Below are 17855 nucleotides of genomic sequence, written 5' to 3' on the forward strand. Positions count from 1 at the left end.
CCTGGCAGAGGCACGTCCTTGACCTACACGGCAGCAGGAGAATAACGAGCCCCCGCGCAGGCCAGGCTCTCTCGGGCTGGAGAACAAGCGCGGCCATGTGGGCGTGCCAGCCGGAAGAACAAGGCAATCGGTTGTCTGCAACCTGCGAGCACGATCGTCTTCCTCCAGGCGGAAGACGATCCCACGGCATCTTTGCCGGTAGAACCTCTCCTTCTGCTCGCCTCCTGCCGCTGCGAGCCGAGTAGGGCGAACCTGCGGGCCACGCCAAAACTACTTGGCCCTCCTCAGCCTCGCTGCAGCACTGTGCTGCTACAAGCGACTTCTCCGGCTCACCACGCAGGACACCGCCTTAGCAGCCGATCGCAAATTGCCAAAAGAGTACCCCCACAAGAAAATGCACCAACGCGCGACCATCTCTAACGAGGCCCACAAAGCAGGACAGACACCCATCCCAGCGAGCACCACAGTTGCAGTCAACCGAAATTCTCGAACCCACCCCTGCAAGCAATTTAACCATTTGTCGCATAGGGCACGAATCAGACCACCCGCAGGCGCGCCTTCGAGGCATGAAAAACCTTGACATGCACAAGCGATTCCATATCATGCACACAGATCAGCCGAACCAAGGAGTCTCGCATGCGTAAGAAACTAATGGGAATGGCCGCCGCTTGCATCGCGGCTGCAGTTGCCATACCGGCTACCGCATCACCAGCTGCCGCAGAGCCGGTGGGGGCGGCATGCAGCGTCACTGGCGCGTCAGGCAGCGGCTCATGGGAGTTCGTCAACGCCAACAGCCTGAAAAACGTAAATCTCACCGTCAAAGATACCGCCGCAGATGGCCACCATGTGGCAATTCGACTAATGACGGTGAATCGCAGCGGAGTATCCCACAACTGGCCCTTGCATCACTTGTACGACGGAAAGGGTTCCTCGCATACGTGGACAACGACAGCCACGGATACCAATGGAATCAAGTACGCCTACGTCGAAGTCTTCCTAATGGAGGGAAGTAACGATCTTCAAATGTGCAATGATCGCTCCATAATGAACCCGTACATCTAGCCAGACAGCAAGCTTCACACGACTGCGAACCGACGGAAGCGGGGGGTCATTGGTTCCTGCCAATGGCCCCCTCCCATGAGGTTCCACACGAACTAATATCCCCATCCAGCTCCCCTGCTCCTTGATATTTACGCTCCAGCATCTGTTGAGGCCGAACCAGCCATTCCCCTCCAGGGCTCATCCATCAGCATTAGACAGACCTTGCGTCTGCCCGGAAGCAATAGAGACTGAAGTACTGCACCGAGATGCCGAACATAACGTCACATGTGACTCTGAGGCCATGGCTTCAGGACTCCGCCCCTCACGGCCCACGAGATGCGTGGCCTGCCTCGTACTGACGGCGGGTGCGGCGCTGGGGGCTCTGGCGGGAGAGACGCCACAGGCAGGTCACACCTCACCGAGTCAGCCTCTGATGGGGCCGAAGGGATCCCCGGCTCCACCGTCCGCGCACACCTCGGCCCACACCTCCGTCCGGCCTTCCGGCGTCCCCGGTACCGGGCCGTCGGCCGAGAAAGCCGGGGGAGCCGGAGGAGCCGGGGAAGCCGAGAAACTGGTCACCCCCTCACCCGTACCGACGGCCGTTTCCCCGGATGGCCGACCGGCCGCCCACGCGCCTCCGGGATCTCCGCCGCCGTCCGCCCCAGCCTCCGGCTCGCCTGCGGGCTCCCCCGCCGCCTCCGCGACGGCCGGCCCTTCGGCAGCCCGTTCGACCTCACCGTCGCCCGCCGACGATGCCGGATCCGGGCACCGGTCCGATTCCGGGTCCGATGAGGAGCCGCCGACTCCGGATGCTCAGTCCCCGCTGGCCGGGCAGGGGGCCGGGGTGGGGCGCCCCCGGCCCGGGCGGCAGCTCTCGCCGGGGGAGATCGCGCGCGCGGACCGTCAGTACGACCGGACCACGGATCAGCCGACGGAGGACGCGCCGGAAACGCCGTCCGCCGCCGACGCGCTCCCCGGCACCGAACCCCACCCGGAACAGGCCCTGAATCCCGCGACCGTGCACCAGGTGAAACAGGTGTCGCTGGGCGGTGGGATCACCCTGATCGGACTGGGCCTGGCCTTCCTGGCGTACCGGATGCGCCGCACCGGGTGACCGGCCACGGCCGTAGAGACCCGGCGGACGCTCGACGCGTTCGACCAGGGCGGACGCAGAGGTCGGTCCCACCACTGGTCGACCTGCGCGGGGTGCCCGCCGCGACACACACCCGTACGCGCCTCACGTCGGCCCGGCGGGCGGAATGACCGTCGAGAGGATGGATCAGCCGTTTGCGGGGGCACCACAGTGCCGAACAAGAGGTGTGGGAGACAATGGCGCCATGGAGATGCCGAGGAATGAACGGTCGCAGGAGCACCCCCAAGTCCTCGTGGTGGGGCAGGACGGCATGGCGATCGGCGGCGGTGGCGGTGGCGCTGACGACGAATCGCGCGAGGTCCCGGTGACGGAGATGGTCGAACAGCCCGCGAAGGTCATGCGCATCGGCAGCATGATCAAGCAGCTCCTCGAAGAGGTCAGGGCGGCCCCTCTCGACGAGGCGAGCCGGGTCCGGCTGAAGGAGATCCACGCCGGTTCCGTGAAGGAGCTGGAGGACGGTCTCGCGCCGGAGCTGGTGGAGGAGCTGGAACGGCTCTCCCTGCCCTTCACCGACGATTCGGTGCCCTCCGAGGCGGAGCTGCGGATCGCGCAGGCCCAGCTGGTGGGCTGGCTGGAGGGCCTCTTCCACGGCATCCAGACGACCCTGTTCGCCCAGCAGATGGCGGCCCGGGCCCAGCTGGAGCAGATGCGCCGCGCCCTTCCGCCGGGCAGCATCCACGAGGACGACGACGGCAGCCCCGACCCGCACGGACCGGTCCGGACGGGCCCGTACCTCTAGACCTTTTCTTTCGGGACGGCTGCGTTGTCGGACGGCTGTGTCGTCGGCCAGTTCAAGCGCCGGACGGATGAAACGCCACAAGGCTGATGCGCCACAAGGCCCGGCGTGCCTGGTCTCCATGACCGGTGCGCCGGGCCTTGAGGGTGTCCGGGGCCCGTGCGGCCCCGTCCGGCATCAGCTCGTCGGGGCCTGGAGCAGGACCTTCCCGATGTGCGTGCTGGACTCCAGTACCCGGTGCGCCTCGGCGGCGTCCGGCATCGGCACCGTACGGTCCACGACCGGCCGTACGACGCCGTCCGCGATCAGCGGCCAGACGTGCTCGCGCACCGCCGCGACGATGGCGGCCTTCTCGGCGAGCGGGCGGCCGCGCAGCGAGGTCGCGGTGACGGCGGCCCGCTTGTTCAGCAGAGCGCCCAGGTTCAGCTCGCCCTTGACGCCGCCCTGGAGGCCGATGACAGCCAGCCGGCCGTTGACCGCGAGTGCCTGCACGTTCCGGTCCAGGTACTTCGCGCCGACGATGTCGAGGATGACGTCCGCCCCGGCCCCGTCGGTCGCCCGGCGGATCTCCTCGACGAAGTCCTGCTGCCGGTAGTCGATCAGGATGTCGGCCCCCAGCTCGGCGCAGCGCGCCAGCTTCTCGGGCCCGCCAGCGGTGACCGCGACCCGCGCGCCCACGGCCTTGGCGAGCTGGATCGCCATCGTGCCGATACCGCTGGACCCTCCGTGCACCAGCAGCGTCTCGCCGGGGTGCAGATGGGCCACCATGAAGACGTTCGACCAGACCGTGGCCGTCACCTCGGGCAACGCCGCCGCCAGGGCCGTTCCGACACCGTCCGGCACCGGCAGCAACTGGCCGGCGGGAACGGCGACCTTCTCCGCGTATCCGCCGCCCGCGAGCAGCGCGCACACCTCGTCACCGACCGCCCAGCCGGTCACCCCGGGCCCGACTGCCGAGACGCGCCCCGAGCACTCGAGGCCGGGGTACGGGGACGCGCCGGGCGGCGGGTTGTAGAACCCCTGCCGCTGCAGCACATCCGCGCGGTTGACGGCGCTGGCGACGACGTCGACGAGGACCTCGCCCTCACCGACCACCGGATCGGGCACTTCGGCCCAGACGAGCGCCTCGGGGCCACCGGGTTCGGGGATCGTGATCGCATACATGGCGGCAAAGCTACTCCGTGGCCCCATGGAGTCGGCGGAGCCGGTCGGGTCCGTTGGTCGGCCGGGTCGGCCGATGAGACCGACCCGGCAGACCGGGCAGACCGGGATCCGGCGGACCGGGCCGAGGAGTTCGGGAGACCGGACCGAGGAGTTCGGCCGAAGGCGTCAGTCGAGCGGGCGCTGCGTGGACATGGGCGGATGCTCGGGCGGCGTCTCGTTCGAAGCACGGACGATGGTGATCAACCGGTCCGTCAACTGGAGCGGGCTGGCCGCCGGGTCGTCGTAGCCCAGCAGCCGGTGCCCACGCAGAACACTGACCACGAGGTCGTCGGTCTCCCGGACGCTCTTGCCCACCTCGGCCTTTATCACCGGCCGTTCGACGAGATCGAGCCCACTGCCCTGCTGGATCAGGTCCTCCATCACCGTGCCCGCGCTCGGGCTGAGCACGGAGAGCCCCAGCAGCCGGCCGGCGGCGCTGGCGCTGGTGATCACCGCGTCGGCCCCCGACTGCCGCAGCAGCGGCGCGTTCTCCTCCTCGCGCACCGCCGCGACGATCTTCGCGCCACGGTTGAGCTGCCGGGCCGTCAGCGCCACCAGCACCGCAGTGTCGTCGCGCTGCGTCGCGATGATGATCTGCCGCGCCTTCTGGAGTTCGGCACGCAGAAGCACCTCGCTGCGCGTCGCGTCACCGACCACGCCGACGAACCCCTCGGCATTGGCGATCTCGATCACCTTGGTCGCCGGGTCGACGATGACGATCTGTTCCTTCCTCAGGCCGGTGGCACGCAGGGTCTGGATGGCCGAACGGCCCTTCGTACCGAAACCGACGACGACGGTGTGATCGCGCAAGTTGCTTCTCCAACGCTTCAGCCGGAAGTCCTCGCGGGTCCGTTCCGTGAGGACCTCGAGGGTGGTGCCGACCAGGATGATCAGGAAGAGCACCCGCAGTGGTGTCACGAGCACCACATTGGTGAACCGGGCGCCGTCCCCGTACGGGGTGATGTCGCCGTAGCCGGTGGTGGAGAGGGTGACGGTGGCGTAGTAGACCGCGTCCAGCAGGTCGACCTTGTCGTCGGCGGCGTCGTGGTAGCCGCCCCGGTCCAGCCAGACGATCAACACCGTGGCAGCAAGGACCAGGAGCGCCATCAGCAGCCGCTTGGCGACCTGCCGGGCCGGCCCGTCGACCACTCTGCGCGGAAGCAGTACCCGTGTCGGTACGACGTGCTCGTCCGCGCGCCTGGCCATCGCATCGTGGCCGGGAAGTTTCACGTGAAACACCCTTCCGTCCACGGCATCGCCGAGGCCCATCGGAGATCGAGGATCTCCACTTCGGTGCCGGACCGTACCCCGCCCGGCGGGACGACGGCCAGTCCATCGGCCGCGGCGACACCTCGAAGCATCGCCGGACCGTTGTAGCGCAGTGGTACGACGCACTCGGCACCGCCCCCGGTGTACGGGGCGGTTTCGGGGTTCCGAAGGGCCCCAGAGCTCCCAGCGCCCCCGGCACCCCCCGCGCCCGCAGCCGCTCCGGGCCCCTGGGTCCCGGCGGTACCCGCCCGGGTGACCACGGGCACCAGCCGGGTGTCGTGCGGGTGCCCCTGGACGTCCTCACCGGCGACGGTCCAGTACGGCGGCTCCGGCACCCGTCCGGCCAGCCCGCGGAGCAGGGGTTCGGCAAGGGTGAGGAGCCCGGAGACGGCGGCCAGGGGGTTGCCGGGCAGCCCGACGAGATAGCGGGCCCCGGCCCGGTCCGCCGTGCCCTTGCCGCCGAGCCGGGCCAGCAGCATCGGATGGCCCGGCCGGACCTCGGCCCCGTCCACCAGCAGCTCGGCACCGGCCTCGGCGAGGACGGAGTGGACGTGGTCGACGGGCCCCGCCGCCGTACCGCCCGTGGTGACCACCAGATCGGCGTCGGACGTGGCGAGGGCGTGACGCAGGGCGGCCGCATCGTCCCCGAGGCGCTGCGGGGCCGACACCTCGGCGCCCAGGGTGCGCAGCCAGGGGCCGATCATCGGGCCGAGCGCGTCGCGGATCAGCCCGTCGTGCGGCAGGCCGCCGGTCAGCAGTTCGTCGCCGAGCACCAGGACGTCGACGCGCGGGCGCGCCACCACGACGAGCGTGTCGTACCCGGCCGCGGCCGCCAGGCCGAGAACGGCGGGCGTCATCAGCGCCCCGGGAGGCATGAGCAGGTCGCCCGAGCGGCATTCCTGGCCCCGGGGTCTGATGTCCTGGCCGGGCAGTACCCGGTGCTCCGCGTGCAACAGCCCGGTGGCCCCGTCGGCATGGGCGTGTTCGCTGCGGATCACGGCGTCGGCACCGGGCGGAATGCGGGCGCCCGTGGCGATGCGTACGGCGGCCCCGTCGGGCAGCTCGGAAACGGCCCCCTGCCCGGCGAGGATCCCCGCGCCCCCGCCCGCCCCCTCGGCGCCCTTCCCGTTCGCGTTTCTTGTTCCGGCCCTGGCTCCGGTTCCGTTCGCGTTCCTGGTTCCGGTTCCAGTCCCGTTCCCGGTTCCGGCGGGCCCGTCCCCGGCTCCGGTTCCGGCTCGTCCGTCCTCGGCTCCGGTGGTCCCATCGACCCGCCACGGACCCGGCCCGGAGACGGCCCAGCCGTCCATGGCCGAGGTGTCGAAGGACGGCAGATCGGTCAGCGCGGTCAGCGGCTCGGCGAGTACGTGGCCGAGCGACCGGTCCAGCGGCACCCGGACGGTCCGGGCTCCGACGGCGCGACCCGCCCGCACCGCGCGCGCACGGGCCTCCGGCCAGGAGACCGTTCCCCGGCCCCGCGACGGGCGGGTGCCAACGGGCCGGTCCGCGGCGTGCGGGGCGCCGGACGACCGGCGGGCGACCAGCGCGAGGGCCTGCTCTAGGGCCCGCTCCGTCTCGTCCGCCCCTGAACCGGCGCCCGGCCTCTCCTCGGCCGCGGAGAACGAGCCTCCGCCCGGGGACGGGTCGGCCGCATCGCCGGGGCGGGTCACCGCGTCTCGTTCTCGTCCGCCCAGCGAAGGGCGAGCGCGGCGGCCTTCCGAGCGGCCTCGGCCACCGCCGTGGCGCCGTCGCCGCCCTCACCGGCGGCCTTCGCCGCCGCGTACCCCACCAGGAAGGTGGTCAGCGGCGCGGCGGGCCGGGCGACACCGTGGGCGGCGTCCCTGGCCAGGTCGAGCAGCATGGCGTTGTCGACGTCGAGCTCGATGCCGAGCTCGTTCTTGACTGCGGTCATCCATTCATCCAGCACGGCCCCATGCTCTCTGATGCGGGCACGGGCCACCGCGATGTCCTCCCAGGTGTCGCAGTCGAAGGAGGCCAGGGGACTGGTCGTCACCCGGGCAAGGTCGAGTCCCTCCGTCATCAGCCGCAGGGGGAGCCCGGACAGGCCACCGTGCTCGGCGGCGATCAGCGCGAGTTCACGGCGGAGCGGCTCGGCGCGGTAGACGGCGACGAGCGGCTGCTCCCGCCCCTGCGGGTCCACGCACAGGGCGCCTTCCCCCGGCTCTCCTCCCTGCCCGTCGCGCGGCCCGTTCCGTGGCCCCTCCCGGCGCCCTTCCGGTACCGCCGACAGAAGCGCCGCGACCGTGCCCGGCCCGAGGAACGGCAGGTCGGCGGAGAGCACCAGGAGACGGTCCGCCGTGGTCCGCCGGACCCCCGCGTCGAGCGCGGCCAGCGGGCCACCGCCCCGGGGCTCCTCGCACGTCCAGACCACCGGCCGGACGGTGGGCCGGCGCCCGCCCACCACGACGGTCGTCGAGGCGTCGGAACAGGCCGTGAGCACCCGGTCGAGCAGGGCGCGGCTGCCGACCCGGATGCCGGGCTTGTCGGCGCCGTCGAGCCGCTTGGCGGCCCCTCCGGCCAGGACGATGGCGTCGTACGCGGTCATGCGTCCGAGTATGCGTGCCACGGCCCACGGCCCCGGGCCGCGGGGCCCCGGTTTCCCCGGTCGCCCGGGAAGGGGCCCCGACCCGCCCCGGCCGGCTACAACGTGCGCAGCAGCACCGCCGGTTGCTCCACGCAGTCGGCCACGTAGCGCAGGAAGCCGCCCGCCGTGCCACCGTCGCAGACCCGGTGATCGAAGGTCAGCGAGAGCTGGACCACCTGGCGCACCGCCAGCTCGCCCTGGTGCACCCAGGGCTTGGGCACGATCCGGCCCACGCCGAGCATCGCCGCCTCGGGGTGGTTGATGATCGGGGTCGACCCGTCGACGCCGAACACCCCGTAGTTGTTCAGCGTGAACGTGCCGCCGGTCAGCTCGGCCGGGGTCAGCCGCCCGGCCCGCGCCGCCTCGGTCAGCCGGGCGATCTCCGCTCCGATCGACTCGGCGTTCCTCGCCTGCGCGTCCCGCACGACGGGAACGACCAGGCCGCGCTCGGTCTGCGCCGCGAACCCGAGATGGATCTCCGGCAGGCGCACGATCTCCCGCGCCTCCATGTCCACCGTGGAGTTGAGCTCGGGGAACCGGGCCAGCGCCGCGGTGCAGGTGCGGGCCAGCAGCGCCAGCACCGAAACCTTGGGGCCGCCGGACGGTCCTCCCGCGGCGTTCATCGCGGCCCGGGCCGCCATCAGCTCGGTGGCGTCGGCGTCGACCCAGCAGGTGGCGTCCGGGATCTCCCGCCGGCTGCGCGCCAGCTTGTCGGCGACCGCCCCCCGCACACCGCGCAACGGAATCCGCCGCGCTCCCTCCTCGGCCGTCGGCCGCACCATCTGTGCCGCCTGCGTCGACTGGACTGCCGGTGCGGGAGCGGAGTCCAGCCTCGGAAGCGTGGTCGCCGAGGAGACCGCCACCTCGTCCCGCGCCCTGATCGCGGCCTCGACATCGGCCCGCAGGATGAGCCCGTCCGGACCGGAACCCGCCAGGCTCCGCAGATCCAGCTCGTGCTGCCGGGCCAGCTTCCTCACCAGCGGCGAGACGACCGCCACCGGCCCCACGGCCACGTCCGGCACGGAGACGGAAACCGGTTCCGGAGCCGGGGCGGAATCAGCGACCGGGGCGGAAGCCGGGGCCGCGGCCCCCCGCCCGGAAGCTCCCGCCACGGCGGCAGGTCGTACCCGGCGACGCCGCGCCACCGGAGCGCCCGTCCCGTACCCGACGAGCACGTTCCCGGACGACTCCGCCGAGGCCCCCTCGCTCGCGCCGGAGCCGCCCCCGGCACCCGGCCCCGCCTCCTCGTCCTCCCCGACCGCTACCGTCAGCAGCGGTGCCCCGACCGGAAGTTCCGATCCCTCCTCGCCGAACCGCGCGGTCACCACGCCCCCGTACGGGCACGGCACCTCCACCATCGCCTTGGCCGTCTCGACCTCGACGACCGGCTGGTCGACGGCGACGACATCGCCGACCTCCACCAGCCAGCGGACGATCTCCGCCTCGGTGAGCCCCTCACCGAGGTCCGGCAGCTTGAACTCGCAGACCCGCGCCATCAGCTCTCCGCCTCCCACTGCAAACGGGCGACCGCGTCCAGCACCCGGTCCACGCCCGGCAGATGGTGCTTCTCCTGCATCGGCGGCGGATACGGGATGTCGAACCCGGCGACCCGCAGCACCGGCGCCTCCAGGTGGTGGAAGCAGCGCTCCGTGATCCGGGCCGCGATCTCACCGCCGGGACCGCCGAAGGCGGAGGACTCGTGCACGACGACCGCGCGCCCCGTGCGCCGCACGGACGCCACGACGGTCTCGTCGTCGAACGGCACCAGCGAGCGCAGGTCCACGACCTCCAGGTCCCAGCCCTCGTCGACGGCCGCCTGGGCCGCCTCCATGCAGACCGGCAGCGACGGGCCGTACGTGATCAGCGTGGCGCTGCGCCCCGGCCGGCGGACCACGGCCCGGCCTATCGGCTCCACGGAGACCGGCGCCTCGGGCGACCAGTCCGACTTCGACCAGTAGAGCCGCTTCGGCTCCAGGAACACCACCGGATCGTCGGACGCGATCGACGCCCTCAGCAGCCCGTACGCGTCCTCGACCGTCGCCGGGGTCACGACATGGAGGCCGGGCGTCGCCATGTAGTACGCCTCCGAGGAGTCGCTGTGATGCTCGACCCCGCCGATCCCGCCGCCGTACGGCACCCGGACCGTGATCGGCAACGGCATGGCGCCGGCCGTCCGGTTCCGCATCTTCGCGACATGGCTCACCAACTGCTCGAACGACGGATAGGCGAAGGCGTCGAACTGCATCTCCACCACCGGACGCAGCCCGTACATCGCCATGCCCACGGCCGCCCCGAGAATGCCCGACTCGGCCAGCGGGGTGTCCGTGCAACGGTCCTCGCCGAACTCCTTCGCCAGGCCGTCGGTGACCCGGAAGACCCCGCCGAGCGCGCCGACGTCCTCACCGAGGACATGCACCGCCGGGTCCTCGGCCATCGCGTCGCGCAGCGCCCGCCCGAGCGCCTGCGCCATCGTGGCGGGCCTGGCCTTCGCGGCCCGCTGCCCCGCCGTCACCGCCGCGGTGGTCATCGCCCCTCCTCCACTTCGTCCCGACCGGCTTCCAGCTCGGCCCGCAACAGGTCCGCCTGCTCGCGGAGCTGACTGGTCCGCTCCGCGTAGACATGGGCGAACAGATCCATCGGGTCCAGCACCGGATCGGCGTTCATCCGCTCGCGCAGCGCCGCCGCCATCCGCTCGGCGGCCGCCCGCGCCTCCTCGATCCCGTCGTCGTCGAGCAGCCCCCGCCCGGTCAGCTCCCGCTCCAGCAGCCGGATCGGGTCGTGCGCCCGCCAGACCTCCACCTCGCTGTCGGCGCGGTACCGGGTGGCGTCGTCGGCGTTCGTATGCGCGTCCATGCGGTACGTCACCGCCTCCACCAGCGTCGGACCGCCACCCCTGCGAGCCCGCGCCACGGCCTCGGTGAGGACCTGGTGCACCGCCGCCGCGTCGTTCCCGTCGACCAGCCGGCCCGGCATTCCGTACCCCACCGCCTTGTGCGCCAGGGACGGGGCGGCGGTCTGCTTCGCCAGCGGCACGGAGATCGCGAAGCCGTTGTTCTGTACGAAGAAGACGACCGGGGCACGCCAGACGGCCGCGAAATTCAGCGCCTCGTGGAAATCGCCCTCGCTGGTCCCGCCGTCCCCGACCATGGCGAGCGCGACCACGTCGTCGCCCTTCAGCCGTGCCGCGTGGGCCAGCCCGACGGCATGCGGCATCTGAGTGGCGAGCGGGGTGCAGAGCGGCGCGACCCGGTGCTCGCGCGGGTCGTATCCGGTGTGCCGGTCACCGCGCAGCAGTGTGAGCGCCTCGACCGGGTCCAGCCCGCGGGCCACCGCCGCGAGGGTGTCCCGGTAGCTGGGAAAGAGCCAGTCCCGCTCCTCCAGCACCAGCGCGGCGGCTATCTCGCAGGCCTCCTGCCCGGTGCTCGACGGGTAGACGGCGAGCCGCCCCTGCTTCGTGAGGGCGGTGGCCTGCGCGTTGTACCTCCGGCCGCGGACCAGCTCCGCGTAGAGCCGCAGCAGCAGCTCCGGATCGGCGTCGGCGGCGGCGTCCGTACCGAGCACGCGGTACGGCTCGGGGTCCGGGAGCAGCGGCGCGGGATCGGTGAGCGGCTTCCAGGCCGGGGGCGGCGTGGGCCGGTACGCGGCCGCGCCGGGCAGCTCTTGGACCGTCATGACAAGCACCTCCTGGCATCGAGGGGTTTCGAGCGGCGTCCGGCGGCACCGGGGGATCACCCAATGCCGGGGGTGTCGAAAAGCATCGAAATGTCGAGCACTGTCCGAGGCGCGGCTGTGGCCTGCCTCACCTACCGATTGTTCGGTCGTGAGCGCATTTTGGCTACAGGCACCTTCAGCCTGTGGACAAACGGTTCTCCACAGCCTGGGATGGGTGCAGGTCGTCCAGGGCGGGGAGGCGGGGGAACATGTCAGCTGAACAAATGGCCGACGGGAGCGAGGTCCCGGACCGGACACCCCCGCCCCGCCCGCTCGACGCCATCGACCGCGACATCCTCCGGCTGCTCCAGACGGATGGCCGCGCCTCGATACGGTCGGTGGCCGACCGCGTCCATGTCTCCCGGGCCAACGCCTACGCCCGGATCAACCGGCTCATCGACGACGGGGTGATCCGCGGTTTCGGCGCGCGCGTGGACCACGAGCGGGCGGGGCAGGGGGCGTCCGCGTACATCACGCTCAAGATCGTCCAGAATTCCTGGCGCACGGTGCGCGAGGAGCTTCAGGCGCTGCCGGGGGCCACGCACATCGCGCTGGTCAGCGGCGATTTCGATGTCCTGCTGCTGGTGCACACCCCGGACAACAGAACACTGCGCGAGCTGGTCCTGACGAAGATCCAGGCCATCCCGGAGGTGCTCTCCACCCGGACGCTCCTGGTGTTCGAGGAGACCGACCTGGCCCCGGGCTCGAACCGGCCCGCCGAACTCGACTGAGACCGCCCGGATCCCCGCCCGCCGGCCCGGATCCCCGCTCGCCGGCCCCGGGGGCTCAGCGGCTGGCCCGCACCCCTTCGAAGGCCACCCGTACGAGCGTGTCCGCCACCAGCTCCCCGTCGACCCCGCCGTCCGGCAGCGGCCGGTACCACTCCACCAGCGAGTTGACCATGCCGAAGAGCAGCCTCGTCACCAGGCGTATGTCCACGTCGGAGCGGAGGTCGCCGTCCGCGACCGCGGCCTTCAGCAGGTCGCTCACCCGCTGGTCGAACTCGCGCCGCCGCTCCATGGCCCAGCGTTCCGTCTTCGTGTTGCCCCGCACCCGCAGCAGCAGCGTGACGTAGGGCAGTTCGGCTATCAGCACGTCGACGGTGCGACGGGTGACGTACTCGACCCGCTCGATCGCCCGCCCCTGGGTGGCCCCCGGCTCGTCGAGAATCGCGAAGAGCCCGTCGAGCGCACGGCTGACCGCGCGGCGCAGGAGCTCCTCCTTGCCCGCGACGTGGTGATAGATGGACGACTTGGAGATCCCCGCCGCGCGGGACAGATGCTCCATGGACGTGCCGTCGTAGCCGCGCTCGTTGAACACGCGGACGGCAACGGTGAGCAGGGTCTCCGGGGTGTACGTGTCCCGCTTGGCCGTGGTCATGTCCGCGATCCTCCCCTACCGGTTGTCCACAGGTGTGGCGGGCCCCCTTGTCCCGACCGATCGTTCGGTTACTCTAACTCTGTCCACCTGTTCCTGCCCAGCTCGACGAGGAGTTGGTCCGTCATGGCCGCCGAGCTCTCCCCGCATCTGCTGTCCGAGAAGCACCGCCCCACGCTCGACCAGGCCCTCGACGCGATCCGTACGCGTGGCTACTGGTCCCCCCACCCCGAGCATCCGAAGGCGTACGGGGACGGGGGCGCGCCCGGCAGTCTGAGCGCCGCCGAGGGCAAGGCCGCGTTCGACGCCGTGCTGAACACCCGGATCGACCTCGGCCAGCCCGGCACCGACGGCTGGACGGGCAGCGAGGTCTCCCCGTACGGGCCGGCGCTCGGCGTCGAGTACCCGCACGCCGACGCGGACACGCTGCTTCCCGCGATGCGCGCCGGCATGCCCGCCTGGCGTGCGGCGGGCCCCGAGAGCAGGGCACTGGTCTGCCTGGAGATCATCGCCCGGATCAGCGCCCGGACCCACGAGTTCGCGCACGCCGTGATGCACACCAGCGGCCAGGCGTTCCTGATGGCGTTCCAGGCGGGCGGCCCGCACGCCCAGGACCGCGGCCTGGAGGCGGTGGCGTACGCGTACGAGGAGCAGACCCGCACGCCGCAGGGCGCCGACTGGTCCAAGCCGCAGGGCAAGCGCGACCCGCTCCAGCTGCGGAAGACGTTCACCGCGGCGCCGCGCGGCATCTCGCTCCTGATCGGCTGCAACACCTTCCCCACGTGGAACGGCTACCCCGGTCTCTTCGCCTCGCTGGCGACCGGCAACCCCGTCCTGGTCAAGCCGCACCCGCGCGCGGTGCTCCCGCTCGCGCTCACCGTGCGCGTGGCCCGCGAAGTGCTCGCCGAGGCGGGCTTCGACCCCAACCTGGTCGCCCTGGCCACCGAGCGGCCCGGCGAGGGCATCGCGAAGAGCCTGGCCCTGCGCCCGGAAGTCCGGATCATCGACTACACCGGTTCCACCGCCTTCGGCGACTGGCTGGAGGACCACGCCCGCCAGGCCCAGGTCTACACGGAGAAGGCCGGGGTCAACACGATCGTCGTCGACTCCACGGACGACTACCGGGGCATGCTGTCCAACCTGGCGTTCTCCCTCTCCCTGTACAGCGGCCAGATGTGCACGACCCCGCAGAACCTGCTGATCCCCCGTACCGGCATCACCACCGACACCGGCGACAAGTCCTACGACGAGGTGGTCACCGACATCGCCGCCGCGGTCACCGGTCTCCTGGGCGACGACGCCCGGGCGAACGCGCTGCTCGGCGCCCTGGTCAACCCCGATGTGAAGGCCCGCCTGGAATCGGCTCCGGAGCTGGGCGAGGTGGCCCTGGCGTCCCGCGAGGTGACCAACCCGGAGTTCCCCGACGCCGTGGTCCGCACCCCCGCCATCGTCCGGCTGGACGCGGCCAAGCCCGACGACGAGAAGCACTACCTTGCGGAGTGCTTCGGCCCGGTCGCCTTCGCGGTCGCGGTCGACTCGACGGCCGACGCGATCGAGCTGCTGCGCCGCACGGTGCGCGACCGGGGCGCGATGACGGTGGGCGCGTACACCACCTCACCGGAGGTGGAGCGCGCGGTGGAGGACGTCTGCCTGGACGAGTCGGCCCAGCTGTCGCTGAACCTGACCGGCGGGGTGTACGTCAACCAGACCGCGGCCTTCTCGGACTTCCACGGCTCGGGCGGGAACCCGGCGGCGAACGCCGCTCTGTGCGACGGGGCCTTCGTCTCCAACCGCTTCCGCATGGTGGAGGTCCGCCGCCAGGCCTGACCACGCCCAGCGGCACCCCGGGGCGTGCCCGACCGGACACGCCCCGGGGCCACGTCGCAGCACCACGCCCGGACGGCCCCACCGCCTCCGTCGCCGGTGCGCGCTCCATGACCCGTTGGGCGCTGCCCGTCGCCCGTGACCAGCCGGACTGGACCGGACCAGCGCTACGCGCCCGCCCCGGGGATCTCCGCGTACCGCTGCACCCACGCGTGCATGGCGATGGCGGCCGCGGCGCCCGCGTTGATCGACCGCGTCGATCCGAACTGCGCGATCGAGCACACCATCGCCGCGTGTTCCCGGGCCTCCTCGGTCAGCCCCGGCCCCTCCTGCCCGAAGAGCAGCACACAGCGGCGCGGCAGTTCGGTCCGCTCCAGCGGGACCGCCCCCGGCAGGTTGTCGATGCCGATGATCGGCAGGTTCTCGGCCTCCGCCCACGCGGTCAGCGACCGGGTGTCGGGGTGGTGGCGCACATGCTGGTACCGGTCGGTGACCATCGCGCCGCGCCGGTTCCACCGCCGCCGCCCCACGATGTGGATCTCCTTGGCGAGAAAGGCGTTCGCCGTGCGCACCACGGAGCCGATGTTGAAGTCGTGGCCCCAGTTCTCGACCGCCACATGGAAGTCGTGCCGCCGCAGGTCCAGATCGGCGACGATCGCCTCCCGCGTCCAGTACCGGTAGGCGTCGCCCACGTTGCGCCGGTCGCCGTGGGCGAGCAGTTCGGGGTCGTACCGCTCGTCCTCGGGCCACGGCAGCGGGTGCGGCCCGACGCCGATCTCCGGCCCGAAGCCGTCGTCGTACTGCGCCGGCTCCGCGTCGCCGCTGCCGTCCGTGCTACCGCTCTCGTTCCTGCTCACCCGACGAGCGTATGACCCCCGCCGTCGCGTTGCGGAGCCTCCTCGCCCTCGTCCCCCCGCCGCTGGCCGGGGACGCCGACCCTGCCGGGAAAGAGGCGCTGCCGGGCGAGGGCCGCCCGGGAGCCGACCCAGAGCAGGAAGGCGGTCGGCAGGAAGACGGCGTCCGCGGCGATCATCGCCATGGAGAAGAAGGGCAGTCCGAGCAGCAGGGCGATACCGGCGTGCTCGCACATCATGGCGACGAGCAGCACGTTCTTGACCCGCCGGTTGAACAGCGTGAACGGGAACGCGACCTGGACGGCGACCGTGCCGTACGTGATCAGCATCACCATGACGCCGTTGGCGGCGAGGAGGTCCGACAGCCAGGGCCAGGGCGTGAAGGAGTCGAGCTGGAGCGGGTAGTACAGCGCCGTGCCGTCCTGCCACCGCGAGCCCTGGATCTTGTACCACCCGGCGGTGGAGTAGATCAGACAGACCTCGGCCATGATCACGACGAGGGTCGCGTTGTGGGCGAGGTTGGCGATGACGTCGAGCAGGACGCGCGACTGGCTCCGCGGCGCGTAGCGGTTCACGAACCACCAGGCGCCCTCGCCGATCCACAGGATCCACAGGAGGGTCGGCAGCCACCAGGTGCCGCCGAGCCCGTCCGTCACTCCGGCGGCCATCAGCACCACGCCGAGCACGGCCCACAGGACCGGACCGGTCACGTCGCCCCGGATCCGTGCCGGTCGCCGAGGACCGTCCGCCGTCGCCTCGACGCCCTCGGTCTCGCCCGCCGTCCAGTCCGAACCCCGCGCTTCGGCGGCCTTCCGCTCCTGCCGTGCCGCCCGCCGGGCGTCCAGCGACCAGACCCGTGCGCAGCGCGTGAGCACCAGGTAGATCGCCATGATGTGGATGACGTTGTCGCCGCCGTCGCCCATGAAGATGCTGCGGTTCTGGACGGAGAGCACCCCGACCATGAACAGGACCGCCATCGCCCGGGTGTGCCAGCCGACCATCAGCAGCGCCGCGGAGACGAGCGTGACCGCGTAGACGATCTCGAACCAGACGGTGCTGTCCGACCACATGAGTACGGAGAACGCCTGGTTACTGGAGATCAACTGCTGCGCCATGTCCCAGCGCCAGGGGGCGTCGGGGCCGTACAACTCGTGGCGGTTCGGCAGTTCGCGCAGCAGGAAGAAGAGGTAGGTGGCCGAGAAGCCGATCCGGATGACGGCGCTCTGGTACGGCCCGAAGGAAGTGGACGTGACGCGCTGGATGGCGCGGGCGATCCGATGCTCGGCCCGGCGGCCGAGGGCGGGCGTGCTCACTTGTCCGCCTCCTCGGTGTTCGCGGGCAGGTCCGCGTCGGTCACCGTCCACCACGGCAGTACCCGGTAGGAGGGTTCGGTACTGATCCTCTCGTTGCTCCACGGGGGCGCCGGGACCGACCGGGTCTCGGAGCGGACCTGGATGCGCCGGACGGGGCCGCCGTAGTCGTGTCCGTCGAGGCGGAGCATCACGATGCGGCGGATGTAGCGCTCGGAGAGCTCACCGCGCAGGCCGTTGGGCCGGTCCTCGTTGTCGTGGGAGTTGAGGTAGAAGTCCCAGCCGCGACGGAGTTCGTTCTGATTGACATGGCTGGGCAGAGGATTGCCGCGGATCGCCTTGCTGTCCTCGGCCGAGAGGCTCATCCAGCGGGTCGTGCGGACGCCGTCGCGACCGGCTATCTCGGCCCTCACGTGCACCGCGATGTTCTGCTGGAGCGGATTGGGGGCGAAGAGCTTCCAGTTCTGCTCGAACTCGGGATAGACCCACTCGTCGACCGCCTCGCCGTGCCGCTTGGTCAGGGTGTTGGAGGGGGCGACGTGCAGAAAGACCATGGCCAGCTGCACGCAGGCGATCACCCCGATCACGGACAGCGCGAGCGCGGCGACGATCTGATACGGGAGGGAGAGGCCGGCCATCCCGCCCAGTGGCTCTGGTTCAGGCTCCTGACCTGCGTCGGAAGGGTCCTTCTCGCGCTGCTCCGGTTCCGGACCGGCGACCCCGTTCCCGCGCGCGGCGCCGCTGCCGTCGTACGAATCCATCCCGCCCCGATCCC

The 17855-nt window shown here is 71.4% G+C and carries 16 protein-coding genes; 5 read left to right on the plus strand and 11 right to left on the minus strand.

Annotation, left to right across the window (positions count from 1 at the left end; translation table 11 throughout):
• The first annotated feature begins 636 nt into the window (after positions 1 to 636).
• The 3 genes from ACWC97_RS03840 to ACWC97_RS03850 all read left to right on the plus strand — a co-directional run bounded on the left by ACWC97_RS03840 (position 637) and on the right by ACWC97_RS03850 (position 2933).
• Entirely contained in the window at positions 637 to 1062 is a 426-nt protein-coding gene (locus ACWC97_RS03840) for a hypothetical protein (protein ID WP_450647263.1), read from the plus strand.
• Positions 1063 to 1885: 823 nt separating this feature from the next.
• A complete protein-coding gene (locus ACWC97_RS03845; protein ID WP_450647265.1) occupies positions 1886 to 2155 on the plus strand; it encodes a hypothetical protein in 270 nt (89 codons plus the stop codon).
• A 223-nt stretch (positions 2156 to 2378) separates the two neighbouring features.
• Positions 2379 to 2933 (plus strand): bacterial proteasome activator family protein, encoded by a 555-nt coding sequence (locus ACWC97_RS03850; protein ID WP_450647266.1) that lies wholly within the window; start codon positions 2379 to 2381, stop codon positions 2931 to 2933.
• Positions 2934 to 3107: 174 nt separating this feature from the next.
• On the opposite strand, the gene ACWC97_RS03855 is transcribed toward ACWC97_RS03850, so the two are convergent.
• From ACWC97_RS03855 to pdhA, 7 genes are all read right to left on the minus strand, one after another.
• Positions 3108 to 4094 (minus strand): NAD(P)H-quinone oxidoreductase, encoded by a 987-nt coding sequence (locus ACWC97_RS03855; protein WP_450647268.1) that lies wholly within the window; start codon positions 4092 to 4094, stop codon positions 3108 to 3110.
• Positions 4095 to 4259: 165 nt separating this feature from the next.
• A complete protein-coding gene (locus ACWC97_RS03860; protein ID WP_352274101.1) occupies positions 4260 to 5402 on the minus strand; it encodes a potassium channel family protein in 1143 nt (380 codons plus the stop codon).
• Positions 5360 to 7069 carry a molybdopterin molybdotransferase MoeA gene (locus ACWC97_RS03865; protein ID WP_450647270.1) on the minus strand — a complete coding sequence of 570 codons (1710 nt, stop codon included), beginning with the start codon at positions 7067 to 7069 and terminating at the stop codon, positions 5360 to 5362. Before ACWC97_RS03865 ends, ACWC97_RS03860 begins: the two co-directional genes overlap by 43 nt.
• Positions 7066 to 7965, minus strand: coding sequence for a DUF6457 domain-containing protein (locus ACWC97_RS03870; protein ID WP_450647272.1), 900 nt, complete (start codon positions 7963 to 7965; stop codon positions 7066 to 7068). Before ACWC97_RS03870 ends, ACWC97_RS03865 begins: the two co-directional genes overlap by 4 nt.
• 95 nt (positions 7966 to 8060) lie before the next feature.
• Positions 8061 to 9500 carry a dihydrolipoamide acetyltransferase family protein gene (locus ACWC97_RS03875; RefSeq protein ID WP_450647274.1) on the minus strand — a complete coding sequence of 480 codons (1440 nt, stop codon included), beginning with the start codon at positions 9498 to 9500 and terminating at the stop codon, positions 8061 to 8063.
• Complete coding sequence (locus ACWC97_RS03880) at positions 9500 to 10531, minus strand: alpha-ketoacid dehydrogenase subunit beta (protein ID WP_385202842.1); 1032 nt, start codon at positions 10529 to 10531, stop codon at positions 9500 to 9502. The genes ACWC97_RS03875 and ACWC97_RS03880 overlap by 1 nt, the downstream gene beginning before the upstream one ends.
• Positions 10528 to 11676, minus strand: coding sequence for a pyruvate dehydrogenase (acetyl-transferring) E1 component subunit alpha (gene pdhA / locus ACWC97_RS03885; protein WP_352274096.1), 1149 nt, complete (start codon positions 11674 to 11676; stop codon positions 10528 to 10530). The genes ACWC97_RS03880 and pdhA overlap by 4 nt, the downstream gene beginning before the upstream one ends.
• Positions 11677 to 11939: 263 nt before the next feature.
• Here pdhA and ACWC97_RS03890 point away from each other — a divergent pair, with 263 nt between their 5' ends.
• Entirely contained in the window at positions 11940 to 12446 is a 507-nt protein-coding gene (locus tag ACWC97_RS03890; RefSeq protein WP_352274229.1) for an Lrp/AsnC family transcriptional regulator, read from the plus strand.
• 55 nt (positions 12447 to 12501) lie between these two features.
• On the opposite strand, the gene ACWC97_RS03895 is transcribed toward ACWC97_RS03890, so the two are convergent.
• Positions 12502 to 13095: a TetR/AcrR family transcriptional regulator gene (locus ACWC97_RS03895; protein ID WP_352274095.1), complete on the minus strand. Its 594-nt coding sequence runs from the start codon at positions 13093 to 13095 to the stop codon at positions 12502 to 12504.
• Between the two features lie 123 nt (positions 13096 to 13218).
• On the opposite strand from ACWC97_RS03895, the gene paaN reads away from it, so the two are divergent.
• Positions 13219 to 14919 carry a phenylacetic acid degradation protein PaaN gene (gene paaN, locus ACWC97_RS03900; RefSeq protein WP_450647276.1) on the plus strand — a complete coding sequence of 567 codons (1701 nt, stop codon included), beginning with the start codon at positions 13219 to 13221 and terminating at the stop codon, positions 14917 to 14919.
• A gap of 164 nt (positions 14920 to 15083) precedes the next feature.
• On the opposite strand, the gene ACWC97_RS03905 is transcribed toward paaN, so the two are convergent.
• Genes ACWC97_RS03905 through ACWC97_RS03915 form a run of 3 tightly spaced genes read right to left on the minus strand, consistent with a single transcriptional unit; the run spans position 15084 to position 17841 of the window.
• Positions 15084 to 15773, minus strand: coding sequence for a TrmH family RNA methyltransferase (locus ACWC97_RS03905; RefSeq protein ID WP_352274093.1), 690 nt, complete (start codon positions 15771 to 15773; stop codon positions 15084 to 15086).
• Entirely contained in the window at positions 15770 to 17083 is a 1314-nt protein-coding gene (locus ACWC97_RS03910; protein ID WP_352274092.1) for an HTTM domain-containing protein, read from the minus strand. The genes ACWC97_RS03905 and ACWC97_RS03910 overlap by 4 nt, the downstream gene beginning before the upstream one ends.
• Entirely contained in the window at positions 17080 to 17841 is a 762-nt protein-coding gene (locus ACWC97_RS03915) for a DUF5819 family protein (RefSeq protein ID WP_352274091.1), read from the minus strand. Before ACWC97_RS03915 ends, ACWC97_RS03910 begins: the two co-directional genes overlap by 4 nt.
• Between the last annotated feature and the right edge of the window lie 14 nt (positions 17842 to 17855).

Source organism: Streptomyces sp. NPDC001108, from assembly GCF_053598535.1.

Coding starts and splice junctions, on each gene's coding strand:
- ACWC97_RS03840 (WP_450647263.1), top strand. CDS start 637: ATGCGTAAGAAACTAATGGGAATGGCCGCCGCTTGCATCGCGGCTGCA.
- ACWC97_RS03850 (WP_450647266.1), top strand. CDS start 2,379: ATGGAGATGCCGAGGAATGAACGGTCGCAGGAGCACCCCCAAGTCCTC.
- ACWC97_RS03855 (WP_450647268.1), bottom strand. CDS start 4,094: ATGTATGCGATCACGATCCCCGAACCCGGTGGCCCCGAGGCGCTCGTC.
- ACWC97_RS03860 (WP_352274101.1), bottom strand. CDS start 5,402: ATGGGCCTCGGCGATGCCGTGGACGGAAGGGTGTTTCACGTGAAACTT.
- ACWC97_RS03870 (WP_450647272.1), bottom strand. CDS start 7,965: ATGACCGCGTACGACGCCATCGTCCTGGCCGGAGGGGCCGCCAAGCGG.
- ACWC97_RS03875 (WP_450647274.1), bottom strand. CDS start 9,500: ATGGCGCGGGTCTGCGAGTTCAAGCTGCCGGACCTCGGTGAGGGGCTC.
- ACWC97_RS03880 (WP_385202842.1), bottom strand. CDS start 10,531: ATGACCACCGCGGCGGTGACGGCGGGGCAGCGGGCCGCGAAGGCCAGG.
- pdhA (WP_352274096.1), bottom strand. CDS start 11,676: ATGACGGTCCAAGAGCTGCCCGGCGCGGCCGCGTACCGGCCCACGCCG.
- ACWC97_RS03890 (WP_352274229.1), top strand. CDS start 11,940: ATGGCCGACGGGAGCGAGGTCCCGGACCGGACACCCCCGCCCCGCCCG.
- ACWC97_RS03895 (WP_352274095.1), bottom strand. CDS start 13,095: ATGACCACGGCCAAGCGGGACACGTACACCCCGGAGACCCTGCTCACC.
- paaN (WP_450647276.1), top strand. CDS start 13,219: ATGGCCGCCGAGCTCTCCCCGCATCTGCTGTCCGAGAAGCACCGCCCC.
- ACWC97_RS03915 (WP_352274091.1), bottom strand. CDS start 17,841: ATGGATTCGTACGACGGCAGCGGCGCCGCGCGCGGGAACGGGGTCGCC.